14 protein-coding genes are annotated in these 19,024 nt (G+C 70.0%); 7 read left to right on the forward strand and 7 right to left on the reverse strand.

The genetic code is table 11. The features are described from left to right. Nucleotides 1-314 precede the first annotated feature (314 nt). The 4 genes from ACIQNU_RS06555 (at nucleotide 315) to ACIQNU_RS06570 (ending at nucleotide 3,777) form a co-directional block, all read left to right on the forward strand. The gene (locus ACIQNU_RS06555) at nucleotides 315-1,499 is read left to right on the forward strand and encodes a TraR/DksA family transcriptional regulator (RefSeq protein ID WP_401361548.1); all 1,185 of its coding nucleotides are present in this window, start codon (nucleotides 315-317) and stop codon (nucleotides 1,497-1,499) included. Between the two features lie 128 nt (nucleotides 1,500-1,627). Then, the gene (gene lspA, locus ACIQNU_RS06560; protein ID WP_401361550.1) at nucleotides 1,628-2,272 is read left to right on the forward strand and encodes a signal peptidase II; all 645 of its coding nucleotides are present in this window, start codon (nucleotides 1,628-1,630) and stop codon (nucleotides 2,270-2,272) included. Between the two features lie 54 nt (nucleotides 2,273-2,326). Then, nucleotides 2,327-3,268: an RluA family pseudouridine synthase gene (locus ACIQNU_RS06565; protein WP_401361552.1), complete on the forward strand. Its 942-nt coding sequence runs from the start codon at nucleotides 2,327-2,329 to the stop codon at nucleotides 3,266-3,268. A gap of 56 nt (nucleotides 3,269-3,324) precedes the next feature. After that, nucleotides 3,325-3,777: a GNAT family N-acetyltransferase gene (locus ACIQNU_RS06570; RefSeq protein ID WP_401362491.1), complete on the forward strand. Its 453-nt coding sequence runs from the start codon at nucleotides 3,325-3,327 to the stop codon at nucleotides 3,775-3,777. A gap of 28 nt (nucleotides 3,778-3,805) precedes the next feature. On the opposite strand, the gene ACIQNU_RS06575 is transcribed toward ACIQNU_RS06570, so the two are convergent. Then, entirely contained in the window at nucleotides 3,806-6,208 is a 2,403-nt protein-coding gene (locus ACIQNU_RS06575; RefSeq protein ID WP_401361554.1) for a glycosyl hydrolase family 95 catalytic domain-containing protein, read from the reverse strand. 262 nt (nucleotides 6,209-6,470) lie between these two features. On the opposite strand from ACIQNU_RS06575, the gene ACIQNU_RS06580 reads away from it, so the two are divergent. Next, nucleotides 6,471-8,057, forward strand: a complete 1,587-nt coding sequence (locus tag ACIQNU_RS06580) for a Na+/H+ antiporter (RefSeq protein ID WP_401361557.1) — start codon at nucleotides 6,471-6,473, stop codon at nucleotides 8,055-8,057. A gap of 30 nt (nucleotides 8,058-8,087) precedes the next feature. On the opposite strand, the gene ACIQNU_RS06585 is transcribed toward ACIQNU_RS06580, so the two are convergent. Then, nucleotides 8,088-9,197, reverse strand: coding sequence for a mechanosensitive ion channel family protein (locus ACIQNU_RS06585; RefSeq protein ID WP_401361559.1), 1,110 nt, complete (start codon nucleotides 9,195-9,197; stop codon nucleotides 8,088-8,090). A gap of 67 nt (nucleotides 9,198-9,264) precedes the next feature. Between ACIQNU_RS06585 and ACIQNU_RS06590 the strand changes: the two genes are divergently transcribed. Then, on the forward strand, nucleotides 9,265-9,834 hold the full coding sequence (locus ACIQNU_RS06590; RefSeq protein WP_401361561.1) for a dienelactone hydrolase family protein: 570 nt from the start codon (nucleotides 9,265-9,267) through the stop codon (nucleotides 9,832-9,834). A 28-nt stretch (nucleotides 9,835-9,862) separates the two neighbouring features. Here ACIQNU_RS06590 and ACIQNU_RS06595 read toward each other — a convergent pair whose 3' ends face one another. The 4 genes from ACIQNU_RS06595 to ACIQNU_RS06610 form a co-directional block, all read right to left on the reverse strand. Next, nucleotides 9,863-11,539 carry an alkaline phosphatase D family protein gene (locus tag ACIQNU_RS06595; protein ID WP_401361563.1) on the reverse strand — a complete coding sequence of 559 codons (1,677 nt, stop codon included), beginning with the start codon at nucleotides 11,537-11,539 and terminating at the stop codon, nucleotides 9,863-9,865. A gap of 125 nt (nucleotides 11,540-11,664) precedes the next feature. Next, on the reverse strand, nucleotides 11,665-12,477 hold the full coding sequence (locus ACIQNU_RS06600; RefSeq protein ID WP_401361565.1) for a DsbA family protein: 813 nt from the start codon (nucleotides 12,475-12,477) through the stop codon (nucleotides 11,665-11,667). A gap of 114 nt (nucleotides 12,478-12,591) precedes the next feature. Then, nucleotides 12,592-13,281 (reverse strand): hypothetical protein, encoded by a 690-nt coding sequence (locus ACIQNU_RS06605; protein WP_401361567.1) that lies wholly within the window; start codon nucleotides 13,279-13,281, stop codon nucleotides 12,592-12,594. 102 nt (nucleotides 13,282-13,383) lie between these two features. Beyond that, nucleotides 13,384-14,736: a DUF2252 domain-containing protein gene (locus tag ACIQNU_RS06610; protein WP_401361569.1), complete on the reverse strand. Its 1,353-nt coding sequence runs from the start codon at nucleotides 14,734-14,736 to the stop codon at nucleotides 13,384-13,386. A gap of 294 nt (nucleotides 14,737-15,030) precedes the next feature. Between ACIQNU_RS06610 and dnaE the strand changes: the two genes are divergently transcribed. Next, complete coding sequence (gene dnaE, locus ACIQNU_RS06615) at nucleotides 15,031-18,570, forward strand: DNA polymerase III subunit alpha (protein WP_401361571.1); 3,540 nt, start codon at nucleotides 15,031-15,033, stop codon at nucleotides 18,568-18,570. A gap of 122 nt (nucleotides 18,571-18,692) precedes the next feature. Here the strand turns inward: dnaE and ACIQNU_RS06620 are convergent, their stop codons facing one another. Continuing rightward, a complete protein-coding gene (locus tag ACIQNU_RS06620) occupies nucleotides 18,693-18,872 on the reverse strand; it encodes a hypothetical protein (RefSeq protein WP_401361573.1) in 180 nt (59 codons plus the stop codon). Nucleotides 18,873-19,024 lie beyond the last annotated feature (152 nt).

Consider the following 19,024-nt stretch of genomic DNA (forward strand, 5'->3'; position numbering starts at 1 on the left):
CCATCCACGCTTTTCGCTCTGCCCAGTGTACGGGGCCCGCGAGTGCGCGGCGCTCCGGTTTTCCGGGCGGGCTGCGGCGTGACCGGTGCGACCGGTGTGACTCGAATGGCCACAGATGCGGTACGGGATCCGGGCACGCGGCCGTCCGTGCGGGGACCCGTTCGATTACCGGGCGGATTACCCGGCGGGGAGCGGGGCACAACCCGTGGGGCGGGCGAATCGGGCGGCGTGCCCCGTTGCCGCCGCGCTGTTGTCGATTTATCGTCCCAGCACGATTCGCGTGCAAGATCACAATATGTGAAGGGGCCGCGGCCATGGTGGCGAAGAAGACCGCCGTACAGCGTTCGGCGTCCAGCAGATCCACCCGGCCGGTGGCGGCGCCGGCCGGCGGCACGGCCGTGAAGAAGCCCGCCGTGAAGAAGCCCGCCGTGAAGAAGCCCGCCACGAAGAAGAGCGTCGCGCACGGTGAGGCGGCTGCGCCGGGGGCGAAGGCCGGGGCAGCCGCTCGTGAGACCACTGGTCGGAAGGCCGCTGGTCGGAACGCCACTGGTCGGAAGACCACCGGCAAGAGGCCGTCGGCCGGTACGAAGGCGGGTGCGGGGCGGGCCGGGCCGCCTGCGGAGGTCGGGGCCGTGGCTGAGAGTGAGGTCGGGGTCGTGGCCGAGAGTGAGGAAGCCGTGGCGCCGACGGTCGCTCCCGCGAAGGCCGCCGCTCGGAAGGCCGCCGGTGGTGGGGGTGCCGCCAAGAAGGCGCCCGCCAAGAAGGCGGCGGCGTCCAAGGCGGCGGCGTCCAAGAAGGCCGTGTCCAAGAAAGCGGCGTCCGGCGAAGCTGTGCCCGCGAAAAAGGCCGTCCGTGGCAGGAAAGCGGTCGGCGGGAAGAAATCCGTTGCCGTCCCCGCTGACGGCACGGAGGCTGTTCCCGCTGGTGGCGAAGGTCTCAAGGTGACCGGAGGTCGGGCCTCCGGCGGTGTGAAGGCGTCTGGTAAGAAATCGGCTGCGAAGATGACGGGAGCCACGACGGTGGTTGCGAAGAAGACCCGGGGCACGGCCACTGCGGCCAAGAAGCCCACCCCCGTGCCCAAGGCGCGCGTCGCCACCGTGCCGGGCGAACTCGCGGTCCGACCGGGCGAGGACCCCTGGACCCCGGAAGAGGTCGAGGAGGCCCGCGCGGGGCTCCTCACGGAGGCCCAGCGCCTGCGCGACGAGATCGCGTCGTCCGAGGCGTCGATCGCCGGCCTGATGCGGGACTCCGGTGACGGCGCGGGCGACGACGAGGCCGACACGGGCACCAAGAACATCACCCGTGAACATGAGATGGCCCTCGCAGCCAACGCGCGCGAAATGCTCGAACAGAGCGAACGCGCGCTGGAACGCCTCGACGCCGGTACCTACGGCATCTGCGAGAACTGCGGCAACCCGATCGGCAAGGCCCGCATGCAGGCGTTCCCCCGCGCCACCCTCTGTGTGGAGTGCAAGCAGAAGCAGGAACGCAGGTACTGAACGGGCGCGCCGGCCAGAGATCGGGGGTACCCAAGCAGCGGCACCTGACAGGGGTGGTGAGGCGCCGGGGGCCGCGGACCCGTGCCGTACCCTCGTCCTCAGTCAGGTACCCAACTTGAGGGACTCACGTGGCAGAGGCGGAGCGCATCATCGGTACGCCGGACACCCCCGACATCGCCGGAGCCGGGCCGGACCCGGCCGACGGGCGGGACGAGAGCGCCGACGAGCGGCACGAGAGCGCCGATGAGCGGGACGAGAACAAAGGCGAGAGCGAGGAGCGGCCCCGCGGCAAGCGCCGTATCGCCGTGCTCTTCGCCGTCGCCGTCCTCGCGTACGCGCTCGACCTCGGCAGCAAGATGCTCGTCGTCGCCAAACTGGAGCACCACGCGCCGATCGACGTGATCGGCGACTGGCTCCGCTTCGAGGCGATCCGTAACGCGGGTGCGGCCTTCGGCATCGGTGAGGCGTTCACCGTCATCTTCACGGCGATCGCCGCGACCGTGATCATTGTGATCGCCCGCCTCGCGCGCAAGCTGTACAGCACGCCCTGGGCGGTCGCGCTAGGACTGCTCCTCGGCGGGGCGCTCGGCAATCTCACCGACCGGATCTTCCGCGCGCCCGGCGTCTTCGAGGGCGCGGTCGTCGACTTCATCGCGCCGAAGCACTTCGCCGTGTTCAACCTCGCCGACTCGGCCATCGTCTGCGGCGGCATCCTGATCGTCATTCTCTCCTTCCGCGGTCTCGACCCGGACGGCACGGTCCACAAGGACTGAGCCCCCGCAAGACCGGCGGTCGGCGGTGTCGGAGGCGTCCGGCATACTCGACAGGTGAGTACGCTTCCCGAGATCCGAACCCTGCCCGTGCCCGACGGCCTGGAAGGCGAGCGCGTCGACGCCGCCATTTCCCGCATGTTCGGCTTCTCCCGTACCAAGGCCGCCGAGCTGGCCGCGGCGGGCAAGGTGCTGGTCGACGGCGCGGCGGTCGGGAAGTCCGAGCGGGTGCACGGCGGTGCCTGGCTGGAGGTCGAGATGCCGGGGGCCCCCGCGCCCGTGCAGATCGTCGCGGAGCCGGTCGAGGGCATGGAGATCGTGTACGACGACGATGACGTGGTCGTCATCGTGAAGCCGGTCGGTGTCGCCGCGCACCCCAGCCCCGGCTGGACGGGCCCCACGGTCATCGGTGGCCTCGCCGCCGCCGGGTACCGGATCTCCACCTCCGGCGCGTCCGAGCGCCAGGGCATCGTGCACCGGCTCGACGTCGGGACCTCGGGCCTGATGGTGGTGGCCAAGTCGGAGTACGCGTACAGCTCGCTGAAGCAGCAGTTCCGGGAGCGGACGGTCGACAAGCGCTATCACGCGCTGGTGCAGGGCCACCCCGACCCGACCAGCGGCACCATCGACGCCCCCATCGGACGGCACCCGAACCACGACTACAAGTGGGCGGTCACCGCCGAGGGCAAGCCGTCCGTCACGCACTACGACCTGATCGAGGCGTTCCGCGCGGCCTCGCTGCTCGACATCAAGCTGGAGACGGGCCGTACGCATCAGATCCGCGTGCACATGGCGGCCCACCGGCACCCGTGCGTGGGCGATCTGACGTATGGCGCCGATCCCACGCTGGCCAAGCGGCTCGGCCTGACCCGGCAGTGGCTGCACGCGAAGCGGCTCGGCTTCGAGCACCCCGGCGAGGCCCGCTGGGTGGAGTTCGAGAGCGGCTATCCCGACGATCTTCAGCAGGCGCTCGACCGGGTCCGCGCGGAGAGCGCGTGAGCGCCCCGGCTGCCGGTGCCCCTACCGGTGCGCCCGGCGCTTCCGGCGGCCGGTTCGTGGTGCGGGTCGCCCGGGACGAAGCGGACCGCGCGGCGTGCTTCGCCGTCCGCAAAGAGGTCTTCGTCGTGGAGCAGCGGGTCCCCGAGGACATCGAGTACGACGCGTACGACGCCGAAGCGGTGCATCTGCTGGCCGTCCGTGCCGACGGGGTGCCGCTCGGCACGGGACGGCTGCTGCACGGCCCCGCGGCGCTCGGCAGGACCGGCGGCGACCCCGCCGTCGGCTCGCTCGGCCGGCTCGCCGTCGTCGGGGCCGCCCGTGGCCTCGGGATCGGGGCCGCGCTGGTGCGGGGCATAGAGGACGCGGCCCGGGAGACCGGGCTGAGCGCGGTGGACCTGCATGCGCAGACCCACGCGCTCGGCTTCTACGCACGGCTGGGGTACGAGGCGTACGGGCCCGAGTTCCCGGACGCCGGGATGCCGCACCGGGCGATGCGCAAGCCGCTCTGACCTCACCCCGCGATCATGGAAGGGCTTGTCAGTCCGGCAGGCCCCACCCCGTCCACGCCCCCAGCGACGGCACGTCCCGAGGGCCGCTGCCGGCCGTCCCGCCCCTCGGGGTGATCACCGCGGTGCGCCCCTTCGGCAGGTCGACGCCCACCCGGCCCGGCCCGGTCTCGCGCCACCGCAGCGCACGGCCCCGCTCGTCCCGTACCGTCACCGTGCCCGGTATCCCGTGCTGAAGCGTCAGCGGTGACCCCGCCTCGCTGTGCACCCGGACCCATCGCGTCGTACCGCCACGGCGGTCCGCGTCGACCAGGAAGGCGCCCGGTGTGCGCAGGGACGCGATCGACGCGTCCGGCCAGCGGGCCGAGACCGACGGGAAGACCTTCACCACGCCGTCATGGCCCTGCACCGCCATGTCGAGGAGCGACTGGGCCGCGCTGAGCGGGCTCTCCAGGGCGAAGTTCCGGCCCTCGCGGTACATGGTGTTCCGCGTCATCGCGCAGTCCGCGACCACCTTCAGATCCGTGAAGAAGGTGAGGTAGTCGAGGGCCTGTTCGGGCTGGTCCATCACCGAGTACATCGAGGACGCCGTCGCATAGCTGTAGCCGTGCCACAGGTCCTGCATCGACACCCAGTGGTCCATGCTGCGGCGCATCACGTCACGGTCGCCGGGCCGGTCCCAGCTCCGCTCGCGCAGCGGATACAGCCACAGCAGATGCGAGTGGTGGCGGTGCGAGTCGGCGAGCGGCACCTCCTTGCCGATCATGACCCCGGCGGTCGGGTCCTCGGCGTACGGGGTGAGGCGCCGGGCGATGTCCCGCCAGCGCGGCGCCCGCGGGTCGTCGGTCCGCAGCAGCCGCGCCGCGTCGAGGAGGGTGCGGACGCCCCAGCGGATCAGCGAGAGGTCGTACGTGCAGTCGGCGGCGTTGGCGTACTCGGGGGAGCGGGTCGTCAGGAGGTGCAGCTTTCCGTCGGGGCCCTCGTGCAGGAAGTGCGCGTAGAAATTGATCGCACGCGCCAGGACGGGCAGGACGACATCGCGCAGGACCGCGCGGTCCATCGAATGCCGGTACGCCTGCCACACGTTGTGCAGGGCCCAGGTGAGATTGCCGAAGTTGTCCGAGATCCGGTCGCCGCCCGGGGTGCCCACGTCGTACGTGTCGCCGGCGCGCAGTTGCCAGTCGGACGGGTGTCCGAGCGCGTAGGTGTCGCCGTCGCGGTAGGCGGCCGGGACGGAGGTCGGGAGGTTCTTCTCGAAGCGGGCGAACGTGCTGGTGACCGAGTCGAGTTCGGGATGGTTCGAGCCGAGTACGGGCGCCATACCGATCTGGACGTTGAGGTTCCACCACACGGCCGTCCAGTTGTTGCCGACCTCCGGGAACCACGGCCCCCACTCGGAGATCGTCGGCCCGCCGGACCGGGTCGCCGAGGCGAGCTTGTAGAGCTGGACGACGTAGAAGGACTGAAGTCGCTTGTCCGGTACGGAGAGCAGGCTGCGGTGGTGGAAGCCGTGCCACCAGCGGCGGTGCCGGGCCACCGACGCCTCCAGATCCTGCCCGAGGGTCCGGTCCACCGCGCCGCGGGCCGCGCGGGTCGCCTCCGTGACCTCGCCGGGGAAGCGGTACACGAGGTGCGCGGCCAGCAACCGGCCGCCGCCCTCACGCCGTTCGCGCCACGCGGTCGTCCAGCCGCCGCCCGCGAGCAGCGGCTGCTGTACGTAGCCGTCGCCGACCTCGGGGTCCGGGTTCGGGGTGTACTCGGGGGGCTTGCCCGAGGTGCGGGTGGTCGCGGCGGTCAGCCAGGTGAACGTCCAGGCGGCGGACTCCTCGCCCGCGCTGGGCCGGGTCGCCACCAGGAGGGCGCCCGTGTCGTTGTGGATCAGCGCCGTGAACGCCAGGCTGCCGCGCGTCGTGGTGACCGTGCCGCGCAGCTCGGCGTCGTACACGTCGAGCGTCCAGTCGACGCCCGTGATCGCGCCGGCGAGGGTCAGTGTGAAGTACCCGATGGGCAGGCGTGAGTAGCCGATGCCGCCGCGCCACTGGCCGCGCTGGTCCTGCACCTCGGTGTGGCTGAGCATCAGCTTCAGGGTGCGGGGCTCCTTGCCCGCGTAGAGCTGGGCGCCGAGGCGGCCGTTGCCGAGGAAGGGGCCGTCCTGCCAGCTGGTGGGGAGGCGCCGCCAGAGGGGGGACGCGGCTCGGGCGATCTGTTCGTGGATGTCGGGGGCGTGGATGTCGGGGGCGTGGACTTCATGGCCGTGGGCGGCGGTGGCGGGGTGGTCGACGGGTCGGCCCGGTGCGGACCACGCGGTGCCGGAGGAGGCCGACCAGAGGGCGGCGCCCGTCGTCGCGGCGGCGGCGGTGACGAAGGCGCGCCGGGTGGGCGGCGCGGGGGGTTCGGGGCGGGCGGGCGTCGCGGGGTGGCCTGCGGTGGGCATACGCACTCCAGTCAGCGGTCGACGGCTCGGCTCAAGGTGTTGGTCACATATGTGGTGAGTGTTCTGGTTCCTGATCGGTGCACCCCGCATAGTGCCCGTACCGGCCCCGGACCGGAACCCCCTGTGCGCCACAGACATCGGATGAAAGTCACCGTCAGTTCGCCACCCGGCCCAAGAATTCGCCCACCCTTGGTCCGATTACCGCCCAATCGCGTGGCAGGCTGAACCCGTTGATCCTCGAACCGTCGTCGGAGCGCACCCTGTGACTCAGTTGGCCCTCTTGTTCGTCCTGCTGCTCGGGGCCGTGGTGAGCGTGCCGCTCGGCGACAAGCTCCGACTGCCGGCGCCGGTCCTGATGACGCTCGCCGGTATCGTCCTGGCCCTGCTCCCGTTCGTCCCGAATGTCGACATCCCGCCCGAGCTGATCCTGCCCGCTGTCCTGCCGCCGCTGCTCTACGCCTCCGTACAGCGCACCTCCTGGCGGCAGTTCACGGCGAATCTGCGGCCGATCCTGCTGCTCGCCGTCGCCCTGGTCTTCGTCACCACGGCCGCCGTCGCCTTCGTCGCCAACCTGATCGTGCCCGGACTGCCGCTGGCCGCCGCCGTCGCGCTCGGCGCGCTGGTCGCCCCGCCCGACCCGGTCGCCGCGACCGCCGTAGCCGGACAACTCGGCCTTCCCCGCCGACTGGTGTCGATCCTGGAGGGCGAGGGGCTGTTCAACGACGTGACCGCGATCGTGCTCTACCACGTCGCCATCGCCGCAGCCGTCAGCGGCAGCTTCTCGCTCCCGCACGCCGCCTTCGCCCTCGTCCTGTCGGCCGTCGTCGCCCTCGCCGTCGGACTAGGGCTCGGCTGGGCCGCCAACAAACTGATGGGCTTCCTGGACGACCCGACGCTCCAGATCGGCCTCACCCTCCTGGTGCCCTACGTGTCCTACGTGCTCGCCGAGGAACTCAGGGGCTCCGGCGTGCTCGCCGTCCTGGTCACCGCGCTGTTCCTCGCCGAGTACGCGCTCGGCGCCGACGACGTCACGGCCCGGCTCGCGGGCAACACCTTCTGGGAGATCGTCGACACCCTGGTCACCGGAGTCGCGTTCGGACTCATCGGGCTCGAACTGCACAACGCCATCAGGACCGCCCAGGGCCACTGGAGCCAGATGCTCGGCTGGGCCGGGGCGATCGTCGCCGTCGTCATCGTCGTCCGCCTCCTCTGGCTCCTCCCGGCGAGCTGGCTGACGAAACGGCTGCACGCGCGCAGGGACGTCGACGAGGAGATCCCGACGGGCCTGCGCGAGACCGTCGTCATGTGGTGGGCCGGAATGCGCGGTGTCGCCTCGGTCGCCCTCGCGCTCGCCATTCCGCTCAAGATGGACGACGGATCGCCGTTCCCGGACCGCGACGAAATCGTCTTCATCGCCTTCGGGGTGATCATGGCCACCCTCGTCGTCCAGGGGCTCACCCTGCCCTGGCTGGTACGGAAGCTCGACGTCCGGGCCGACACCGACGCCGAGGCCGCGTTCGAGAAGGAACTCGCCGTCCGCGCCGCCAGGGCCGCCCGCCGGCGCCTCAAGGAGATCGAGGACGTCGAGGAGCTTCCCGAGGAACTCACCGAACAACTGCTGCGCCGCGCCTACGAGATCGGCGTACGCATCAGCCCCGACCTGGGCGACGACGAGCGGCGCGAGGCGCACGCCCAGCGGATCCAGCGGATCAAGAAGGCCCGGCGGATCCAGAACGAGATGATGTCCGCCGCGCGCCACGAGGTGCTCGCGGCGCGCAGCGAGCCCGGCGCGGACCCCGAGGTCGTGGACCGGGTACTGCGGCATCTGGATGTGCGCAGCCTGCGGTGATCAGAGGCGTGTCCGGTGCGGCTCGGGGTGTCAGCCCCGGCCCCGGCGTGGAACCTCACCGTCCGGCGCCTGCTCCGGCGCGTGGCCCGGGTGCGGGACGCCGTTCGGCGAGGGGATCGCCAGGGCCGTGGTGACCCGGGGCAGCGCATACGGATGGTGTTCCGCGAGCCAGCCGATCAACTGTTCGCGGACCGTGACCCGTACCGTCCAGATGTCGTCCGCGTCCTTCGCCGTGACCAGCGCGCGGACCTGCATCGTGGTGGGTGTCGTGTCGGTCACCGCGAGCCCGTAGTCACGGCCGTCCCACGCCGGGCACGCGCGCAGGATGTCCCGCAGCTTCTCACGCATCTCGTGGACCGGGGCGCTGTGGTCGAGATGCAGGAAGACGGTCCCGGTCATCTCGGCGCCCCCGCGCGACCAGTTCTCGAACGGCTTGCTGGTGAAGTACGACACGGGCATCGTGATGCGCCGCTCGTCCCAGGTCCGTACCGTCAGGAACGTCAGCGTGATCTCGTCGATCGTGCCCCACTCGCCGTCCACCACCACGGTGTCCCCGAGCCGCACCATGTCCCCGAACGCGATCTGGAGCCCCGCGAAGAGATTGCTGAGCGTGGACTGCGCGGCGATACCGGCGACCACCCCGAGGACCCCCGCCGACGCGAGGAGCGACGCACCGGCCGCCCGCATCGCCGGGAAGGTCAGCAGCATCGACGCGACCGCCACGACGCCGACCACCGCCGAAACCACCCGCTGGATCAGCGTCACCTGCGTCCGCACCCGGCGCACGCGCGCGGGATCGCGGTGCGCGCTCGCGTAGCGGGTGTACGTGGCGTCCACGACGGCGTTCGCGATCCGCACCGCGAGCCACGCCGCGGCGCCGATCAGCACCAGCGTCAGGGCCCGGCCCACACCCGCCACATGCCCGTCCGCGAGACCCGTCTCCCGGTACGACCCTCTCAGCAGGGCCGCGCAGAGCACGAGGTGGAAGGGCAGCCGGCAGCGGCGCAGCAGGCCCCACAGCGGGGTCTCGCTGTGGCGTGCGTCGGTGCGGCGCAGCAGCCGGTCCACCGCCCAGCCGACCAGCAGCGTGAGCACGACCGAGCCACCGATGACGATCAGCGGACGCAGGACGTTCTCCATGCCTCAGACCGTAACCGGACCCTGCCCCTCATGAACATGGCTCCTGGTGGCTGGCACCATGGGCGCCATGAACATCATGCTCTTTCACTCGACCTTCGGACTGCGGCCCGCGGTGCGCGCGGCGGCGGACCGGCTGCGGGCGGCCGGACACGAGGTGTGGACCCCCGACCTCTTCGACGGCCGCACCTTCGACACCGTCGAGGACGGCATGGTCTTCAAGGACGAGATCGGCAAGGACGAGCTGCTGAAGCGCGCGGTCCTGGCCGCGGCGCCCTACTCGGAGCGGGGCCTGGTGTACGCCGGGTTCTCGCTCGGCGCCTCCATCGCACAGACCCTCGCCCTCGGCGACGACCGCGCGAAGGGCCTGCTCCTGCTGCACGGCACCTCGGACATCGCGGAGGGCGCCCACGTCGACGACCTGCCGGTGCAGTTGCATGTCGCCGAGCCGGACCCCTTCGAGACCGACGACTGGCTCAGCTCCTGGTATCTCCAGATCCGCGGGGCGGGCGCCGACGTGGAGGTGTACCGCTACGCGGGAGCGGGACACCTCTACACCGACCCGGACCTCCCGGACTACGACGAGGAGGCCGCCGAGGCCACGTGGCGCACGGCCCTCGGCTTCCTGGAGACCCTGTAGCCGTCGGGAGACTCAGTCGTTGCCGGGCTCAGCGCACCGGCGCCCCCACCCGCTCCACCTTCTGCGTGCCGTTCAGCGTCCGGTAGGAGCGGGCCCACGAGGCCGTCGCCCGGGGGTCGGTGCGGTCCGACAGGACGTAGTAGTCCATCTGCGCCCGCTCGGCGGTGACATCGAGGACGCCGTAGCCGTGCGCGTCCATGTCCACCCACTTGACATGCCGGTTCGCGGCCTTCACGGCGGTCTCCGCGATCAGCGACACCGTGTCGGGCGCCACCCCCAGGATGTCGTCGAGGTTGTCCGACGTCACCGACGTGACCACGAACTCGGTGGCGGCGGACGGCGTCAGCGGATACGTCGCCGCCTTCACGGGCACGTCGTTGGCCCACGCCATGTGGATGTCGCCCGTGAGGAACACCGTGTTGCGGATGGCGCGGTCCCGCAGATGCGTGAGCAGTTCCGTACGGTCGTGGGTGTAGCCGTCCCACTGGTCGACATTGACCGCGAGTCCGCCCTGCGGCAGGCCCAGCAACTCGGCGAGCGGTCCCAGGAGATGGGCCGGCAGCGCACCGAAGGCGACCGGCGAGATCATCACCGAGGTGCCGACCAGCCGCCAGGCCGCGTCCGATGACGCGAGGCCCGACTTCAGCCAGTCGAGCTGCGCCCGGCCGGTGATCGTGCGGTCCGCCGAGTCCACCGCGCCGTTGCCGACGGTCGTCTGCTGCGAGCGGAAGGACCGCAGATCCAGCAGGTGCAGATCGGCGAGCCTGCCGAACCGCAGCCGCCGGTAGGTGGTGCCCGCGATCGACGGCCGCACCGGCATCCACTCGAAGTACGCCTGCTTGGCCGCCGCCTGGCGCGCCGCCCAGTCGCCCTCGGTGTCCGGGCTGTGGTTCTCGGCGCCGCCCGACCAGGCGTCGTTCGCGAACTCGTGGTCGTCCCAGATCGCGATCACCGGATGCGCGGCGTGCAGCGCCTGGAGATCGGCGTCGGTCTTGTGGGCGCCGTGCCGGGTGCGGTAGTCGGCGAGCGTCAGGATCTCGTGGCGCGGCTCGTGCCGGCGCACGGGCTGGGCCGGATAGCTGCCCGACGCGTACTCGTAGAGGTAGTCCCCGAGATGGAGGACCGCGTCCAGGTCGGCGCGGGCGGCGAGATGCCGGTACGCGGAGAACCAGCCCGCCTCCCAGTTGGAGCACGAGACCACACCGAACCTCACCCCGGAAGCGGAGGCGTCGTACGCGGGTGTGGTGCGCGTGCGCCCCACCGGTGAGACGGCGTCCCCGGCGCGGAACCGGAACCAGTGGACGGTGGCCGGCGCAAGACCCCGTACATCGGCTTTGACGGTGTGGTCGCTCGCGGCGCGCGCGGTCGTCGTGCCCTCGGCCACGAGCCGCGTGAAGTCCCGGTCCGCCGCGACCTCCCACCGCACCTCGGTGTCCGCGCCGCGCCCCGAACCGGGCACGGCGTCCGGGTCCGGGGTCACCCGGGTCCACAGCAGGACGCCGTCGGGCAGGGGGTCGCCGGAGGCGACGCCGTGCAGGAAGGCCGGCCCGTCGGCGGCGGCACGCGCCTGCGCGGGGAGGGCGAGCGGGGCGAGCGCGGCGGTCACGGCGGCGGCCTTGACGACCGTACGACGGCGCGGCGCAAGGGAGTTGGGGCTGCTGGATGTGTCGTGTCCGTGAGGTCCGTGAGTCACGGACGATGACATTACTGGTGGGTAGAGCCGAAGGGCGGGCGAACGTAGAAGTGTTCGCCCGCCCTTTCGCCGTACGTCGCCCCGCAGGGTCCCCCCGGCTATCGGCCGCCCGGCCCGCCGGACCGCCGGGCGGTGGCTCAGCCCTTGAGCGCCGCGTCGATCGCGGTGTTGTACTCCTCGACCGTCATCGGCGCGTTCTGCCCGCCGGAGTCGGTGACCTTCTTGCCGTCCATGACGAAGGACGGGGTGCCCTGGACACCGTCCTTGTTGTCGTCGAACACCTTCGACATCTCCAGCGCCCAGCGGTCGTACGTGCCGTCCTTGACCGCCGACTCGAACTTCGCGTTGCCCTTCAGCGCGGGCACCTGGTCGGCGATCTCGATGAGGTACGCGTCGTTCTTGAACTTGTCGTCCGTCTCCTCGGGGTGGTACTTCGCCGAGTAGAGCTGCGTCTTGTAGGCGAGGAAGGCGTCCGGGCTGACGTTCAGCGCGGCGCCCAGCGCGCTGAGCGCGTTCCGCGAGCCCTCACCGGTGCGGTCGAGGAAGGTGGCGCCCACGAACTGGATCTTGTACTTGCCGTCCTTGAGGTCCTTCTCGACCGTGGAGCCCACGGTCTGCTCGAACTGGGCGCAGACCGGGCAGCGCGCGTCCTCGTACACCTTCAGCGTCTTCTTGGCGCTGTCCTCGCCGATGATCACGGTCGTGCCGTTCTTGCCGGAGGTGTTCGCCGGCTCGACCAGCTTGGCGTTCTTCGCGGACTCCCAGTACGTCGGCTTGTTCGCCTGCACGACCGCGTACGAGATACCGCCCGCGGCGGCCAGCACACCGACGATCGACAGGGCCACGACCACCTGGCGCTTGGCCTTCGCCCGCTTCGCCTGCTGCTCGCGCTCGACCCGAAGCCGCTCACGCGCCGCCGACTTCGCTGCCTGGCTGTTCCTCTTGCTCATGATGGGGTTCTCCGTGTGATGACGTGATGACGCACCCGCCCGGGGCGGGGTACGGGGTGGGGGACTGCTCCTGCTCGGCCGACGGGCCTTGGATCCCGCTCGGGCGGAACCTGCTCAGCCGAAGGCCGGTGCGCGGGGTGGTCCCCGGCGTCCCACGGAGTGCGCCCACAGCCGGGGGCGCGCGATACGCGCGGTGAGCGCCGGGCGCGGCACGCGGCGCACCGGCTCCCGGCGCGCCGTGACCGCGGCGACCGCGATCAGCAGCGGCCGGAACGTGCTCGCGGCCACCGCGCCGATGAGCTGGGCCAGCGCCCGCTCGCCCCGCCGCAGCCAGGCCGCGGCGAGCAGTCCGACGCCGACATGCGCGCCGAGCAGCAGCCAGGCGGTGCCCGGCTGGGCCTGCGCGAGAAGGGCCGCCGCTCGGCTGTCCTCGCCGCCCGTCATCCGGGCCAGCGGGGCGCCCACACTCGTACCACCGCACAGCACGTCCAGGCCGACCGAGCGCAGCGGGCCCGCGACCGGGCCGCCCGCCGGGCCGTAACAGACGTGCTGCCCGGTCGTGAACACGGTGTCGGCGGCCAGCTCAAGGGGGATCAGCAGCGCCGCGATCCGGCCGAAGCCGCGCTCACGGCTCCCGGCGAGCACAAAGGCGAGGACGAAGACGGCCGCCGCGATCACGCCGACCGTGGCCAGCGGCAGCGGGGCCCGGGACAGCAGGACGTGCGACGCGGTGGAGAGCGTCACGACAACCGCCGTGAACAGCGCCGCGCGCACGGCCCTGAGCTGCGTCCCTGATATGTCCATCGCCGAGGAGTGTCCCATGGCCGCCCATAAGAGACCCCTAAAGGGTTCCTGTGGGTGCCGGAGGTCGGGGTCGGGGGCCTGGGCCCCGGTGGTCGACCGGTCCTACAGGCCCGGTATCCGGCCGTTGCGGAAGAGGTCCACGAAGGTCTGGTGGTCGCTGCGCGCGCGGGCGCCGTAGCTGTGCGCGAAGTCCACCAGGAGGTCGCCGAAGCCGTCCTCGTCGGCGGCGATCGCCGCGTCGATGGCGCGCTCCGTGGAGAACGGGACCAGCTCCGAGTGGCCGCTCTCGTCGTCCGCCGCCGCGTGCATCGTCGCCGTCGCCCGGCCCAGGTCCGCGACGACCGCCGCGATCTCCTCCAGGTCGTCGATGTCGGACCAGTCGAGGTCCACCGCGTACGGCGACACCTCCGCGACGAGCTGTCCCGCGCCGTCCAGCTCGGTCCAGCCCAGCCACGGGTCGGCGTGCGCCTGGAGCGCCCGCTGCGAGATGACCGTGCGGTGCCCCTCGTGCTGCCAGTACTCCCGGATCGCGCGGTCCGTGACATGCCGCGAGACCGCCGGGGTCTGGGCCTGCTTGAGGTAGATCACCACATCGTTCTCCAGGGCGTCGCTGTTGCCCTCCAGAAGGATGTTGTACGACGGCAGCCCCGCCGATCCGATCCCGATCCCGCGCCGCCCCACGACGTCCTTCACGCGATACGAGTCCGGGCGATCCAGGGACGAGTCCGGCAGCGTCTCCAGATAGCCGTCGAAGGCCGCGAGCACCTTGTACCGCGTGGCCGCGTCCAGCTCGATGGAGCCGCCGCCCGGCGCGAAACGGCGCTCGAAGTCACGGATCTCCGTCATCGAGTCGAGCAGCCCGAACCGGGTCAGCGAGCGGGCGTCCCGCAGCGCGTCCAGGAGGGGCCCCTCGGCGGTGTCCAGCGTGAACGGCGGCACCTCGTCGCTCTTCGCGCCCGTCGCCAGCGCGTGGATGCGCTCGCGGTACGCACCCGCGTAGATCCGCACCAGCTCGGTGATCTGCTCGTCGCTCAGCGCCTTGCCGTACCCCACGAGCGCGACCGACGCGGCGAAGCGCTTCAGGTCCCAGGTGAAGGGGCCGACATACGCCTCGTCGAAATCGTTCACATTGAAGATCAGGCGGCCCTGGGCGTCCATGTACGTGCCGAAGTTCTCCGCGTGCAGGTCGCCGTGGATCCATACGCGCGCGGTGCGGTCGTCCAGGTAGGAACCGCCGACGGCGCCGCCGTCGGAACGCTCCGGGCCCGCCGCGTCCAGGTCGTGGTAGAAGAGGCAGGCCGTGCCGCGGTAGAAGGCGAACGCCGAGGACGCCATCTTGCGGAACTTCACCCGGAACGCGGCCGGATCGGCGGCCAGCAGCTCACCGAAGGCGGTGTCGAAAACGGCGAGTATCTCTTCGCCACGCTGCTCGGCGCTGGGCTGCGGGACCGACATCGCTGGGTGCCTCCTGGTGGTGCGGATCGTGCGGGACCGTGGTGGGTGACGCGCGGCATGGGGGAGGGCGCCCGTGACAGCCGCCCTACCGGTCCAACGGACGAGACCGTCCGTCAGTGCCCGGTGACGGTACTCCCGCGGGTAGTCCCCGGATACTCCCCGGACGCCCCTCGGCGCATCCGGGCGCGGGGCCGACCGTACCCCCGACCGCCCGTCCGTTGTCAGTGCGGAGACGTAGACTTCCACGCTGTTCCCCCAGACTGTCGCCGACCGTTTTCCGCTGGAGGCCGCACCGTGTCGAAACCGCCGTTCACGCACCTGCACGTCCACACCCAGTACTCGCTGCTGGACGGTGCCGCGCGGCTGAAGGACATGTTCAAGGCGTGCAATGAGATGGGCATGTCCCATATCGCCATGAGCGACCACGGCAATCTGCACGGGGCGTACGACTTCTTCCATACGGCGAAGAAGGCGGGGGTGACGCCGATCATCGGGATCGAGGCGTATGTGGCGCCGGAGTCGCGGCGCAACAAGCGGAAGATCCAGTGGGGGCAGCCGCACCAGAAGCGGGACGACGTGTCCGGTTCGGGTGGGTACACGCATAAAACGATCTGGGCGGCGAACAGCAAGGGTCTGCACAATCTGTTCCGGTTGTCGTCGGACGCGTATGCCGAGGGCTGGTTGCAGAAGTGGCCGCGGATGGACAAGGAGACCATCGCGCAGTGGTCCGAGGGGCTGATCGCGTCGACCGGGTGCCCTTCGGGTGAGCTTCAGACCCGGTTGCGGCTCGGCCAGTTCGACGAGGCGGTGAAGGCCGCCGCCGACTATCAGGACATCTTCGGCAAGGACCGGTATTTCCTGGAGCTGATGGACCACGGCATCGACATCGAGCGCAGGGTCCGGGATGACCTGCTCCGCGTGGGCAAGAAGCTCGGGATTCCGCCGCTGGTCACCAATGACTCGCATTACACGTATGCGCATGAGGCGACGGCGCATGACGCGCTGTTGTGCATCCAGACGGGCAAGAACCTGTCGGATCCGGACCGGTTCAAGTTCGACGGTACGGGTTATTACCTGAAGTCGACGGACGAGATGTACGCGGTCGACGCGTCGGATGCCTGGCAGGAGGGGTGTGCGAACACGCTCCTGGTGGCGGAACAGGTCGACACGTCGGGCATGTTCGAGTCGCGGAACCTGATGCCGAAGTTCGACATCCCGGACGGCTTCACCGAAGTCACCTGGTTCCAGGAGGAAGTCCGGCTCGGTATGGAGCGCCGCTTCCCCGGCGGAGTCCCCGACGACCGCCAGAAGCAGGCGGACTACGAGATGGATGTCATCATCCAGATGGGGTTCCCCGGCTACTTCCTCGTGGTCGCCGACTTCATCATGTGGGCCAAGAAGCAGGGCATCGCGGTCGGCCCGGGGCGCGGCTCGGCGGCCGGCTCGATCGTCGCGTACGCCATGGGCATCACCGACCTCGACCCCATCCCGCACGGTCTGATCTTCGAGCGGTTCCTCAACCCCGAGCGCGTCTCGATGCCCGATGTCGACATCGACTTCGACGAGCGCAGGCGCGTCGAGGTGATCCGGTACGTCACCGAGAAGTACGGCGCCGACAAGGTCGCCATGATCGGCACCTACGGAAAGATCAAGGCGAAGAACGCCATCAAGGACTCCGCGCGCGTGCTGGGTTATCCGTATGCGATGGGGGACCGGCTCACCAAGGCGATGCCCGCCGACGTCCTCGGCAAGGGCATCGATCTGGACGGCATCACCAACCCCACGCACCCGCGCTACAGCGAGGCGGGCGAGATCCGGGGAATGTACGAGAACGAGCCGGACGTGAAGAAGGTCATCGACACCGCCAAGGGCGTCGAGGGCCTGGTCCGGCAGATGGGCGTGCACGCGGCCGGCGTGATCATGTCCAGCGAACCGATCGTGGACCACGCGCCGATCTGGGTGCGGCACACGGACAACGTGACGATTACACAGTGGGACTACCCGCAATGTGAATCGCTCGGCTTGCTGAAGATGGACTTCCTCGGCCTGCGCAACCTGACGATCATGGACGACGCCGTCAAGATGGTGAAGTCCAACAAGGGCGTCGACATCGATCTTCTGGGTCTCCCGCTCGATGATCCGAAGACCTTCGAACTCCTTCAGCGCGGTGACACGCTCGGCGTGTTCCAGTTCGACGGCGGCCCCATGCGCTCGCTGCTGCGGCTGATGAAGCCGGACAACTTCGAAGACATCTCCGCCGTCTCGGCGCTCTACCGTCCCGGCCCGATGGGCATGGACTCGCACACCAACTACGCCCTGCGCAAGAACGGCCAGCAGGAGATCACCCCCATCCACAAGGAGCTGGAGGAGCCCCTCAAGGAGGTCCTGGACGTCACCTACGGCCTGATCGTCTACCAGGAGCAGGTGCAGAAGGCCGCCCAGATCATCGCCGGGTACTCGCTCGGCGAGGCCGACATCCTGCGCCGTGTGATGGGCAAGAAGAAGCCCGACGAACTGGCCAAGAACTTCACCATCTTCCAGGCCGGCGCCCAGAACAACGGCTACAGCGACGAGGCGATCCAGGCCCTGTGGGACGTCCTGGTCCCCTTCGCCGGATACGCGTTCAACAAGGCGCACTCCGCCGCGTACGGACTCGTCTCGTACTGGACCGCGTATCTCAAGGCGAACTACCCCGCCGAATACATGGCAGGGCTGCTGACCTCGGTCAAGGACGACAAGGACAAGTCGGCCGTTTATCTGAACGAGTGCCGGCGTATGGGGATCAAGGTGTTGCCGCCGGATGTGAACGAGTCGATGGCGAACTTCGCGGCGCAGGGTGACGACGTGATCCTGTTCGGTCTGTCGGCGGTGCGGAATGTCGGTACGAACGTGGTCGAGTCGATCATCAAGTCCCGTAAGGCGAAGGGGAAGTACGCGTCGTTCCCGGACTATCTCGACAAGGTGGAGGCGGTCGTGTGCAACAAGCGCACGACGGAGTCCTTGATCAAGGCGGGTGCGTTCGACACGATGGGGCACACCCGTAAGGGGTTGACCGCGCAGTACGAGCCGATGATCGACAATGTGGTGCAGGTCAAGCGCAAGGAGGCCGAGGGTCAGTTCGACCTGTTCGGCGGTGCGGGCGACGAGGCGGACGGTGAGCCGGGGTTCGGGCTCGATGTCGAATTCACCGAGGACGAGTGGGAGAAGACGTATCTCCTCGCGCAGGAGCGGGAAATGCTCGGCCTGTATGTCTCCGATCATCCGCTGTTCGGTCTGGAACATGTGCTCTCCGACAAGGCGGACGCGGGAATCGGGCAGTTGACCGGGGGTGATTACGGGGACGGTTCCGTGGTCACCATCGGGGGCATCATTTCGGGGCTTCAGCGGAAGATGACCAAGCAGGGCAATGCGTGGGCCATCGCCACGGTGGAGGATCTGGCGGGCTCCATCGAGTGCATGTTCTTCCCGGCGACGTATCAACTGGTGTCGACGCAACTCGTCGAGGACGCGGTCGTGTTCGTGAAGGGCCGGCTCGACAAGCGCGAGGACGTGCCCCGGCTCGTCGCCATGGAGATGCAGGTCCCCGACCTGTCGAACGCCGGGACCAACGCGCCCGTGGTGATCACCATTCCGACGGTCAAGGTCACCCCGCCGATGGTCAGTCGCCTCGGTGAGATCCTCAGCCACCACAAGGGCAACAGCGAGGTACGGATCAAGCTCCAGGGCGTCCGGAAGACCACGGTGCTGCGGCTCGACCGGCACCGGGTGCAGCCCGACCCCGCGCTCTTCGGCGACCTCAAGGTGCTGCTCGGCCCGTCCTGCCTGGCGGGCTGAGACCGACCCGCGCGGCAGGCCCGCGCCCGGCACACGCCCGGCATGCAGGAGGGGCACCCGGTGATCCGGGTGCCCCTCCGCGTGATGCACAGGTGAAAGGTGCGCGCTCTGTGGCGGCAAGGTCAGTTGTGGCCGAAGCGGCGCTGGTGCTTGCGGGCAACGTCCGAGGGCGTGCCCTGTCCCATCGACTGCGACTCGGAACGGGACTCCGTCGAGGCCGACTGCGCCCGCTCGGCGGCGCGCTCGGCCTGCGAGGCCCGCTTCTGCTCACTGCCCTGCTTGCGGTTCTTGTTCTTGGCCATGGTGATCTGCCTCCTGAGGTGGATCTGGGCTCCAGGACCGCGACCAGACTCACATACGATGACAAGCAGCGCATTTCGGAGAATTACCGTGCGTAATAAGGGTTGTCGGAGAGCGAAACAGGGGTTGTCGGAGAGTGAACTCCGGATCCGCC

Origin of the sequence: Streptomyces sp. NPDC091292 (assembly GCF_044757265.1) — a bacterium.
GTDB lineage: Bacteria > Actinomycetota > Actinomycetes > Streptomycetales > Streptomycetaceae > Streptomyces.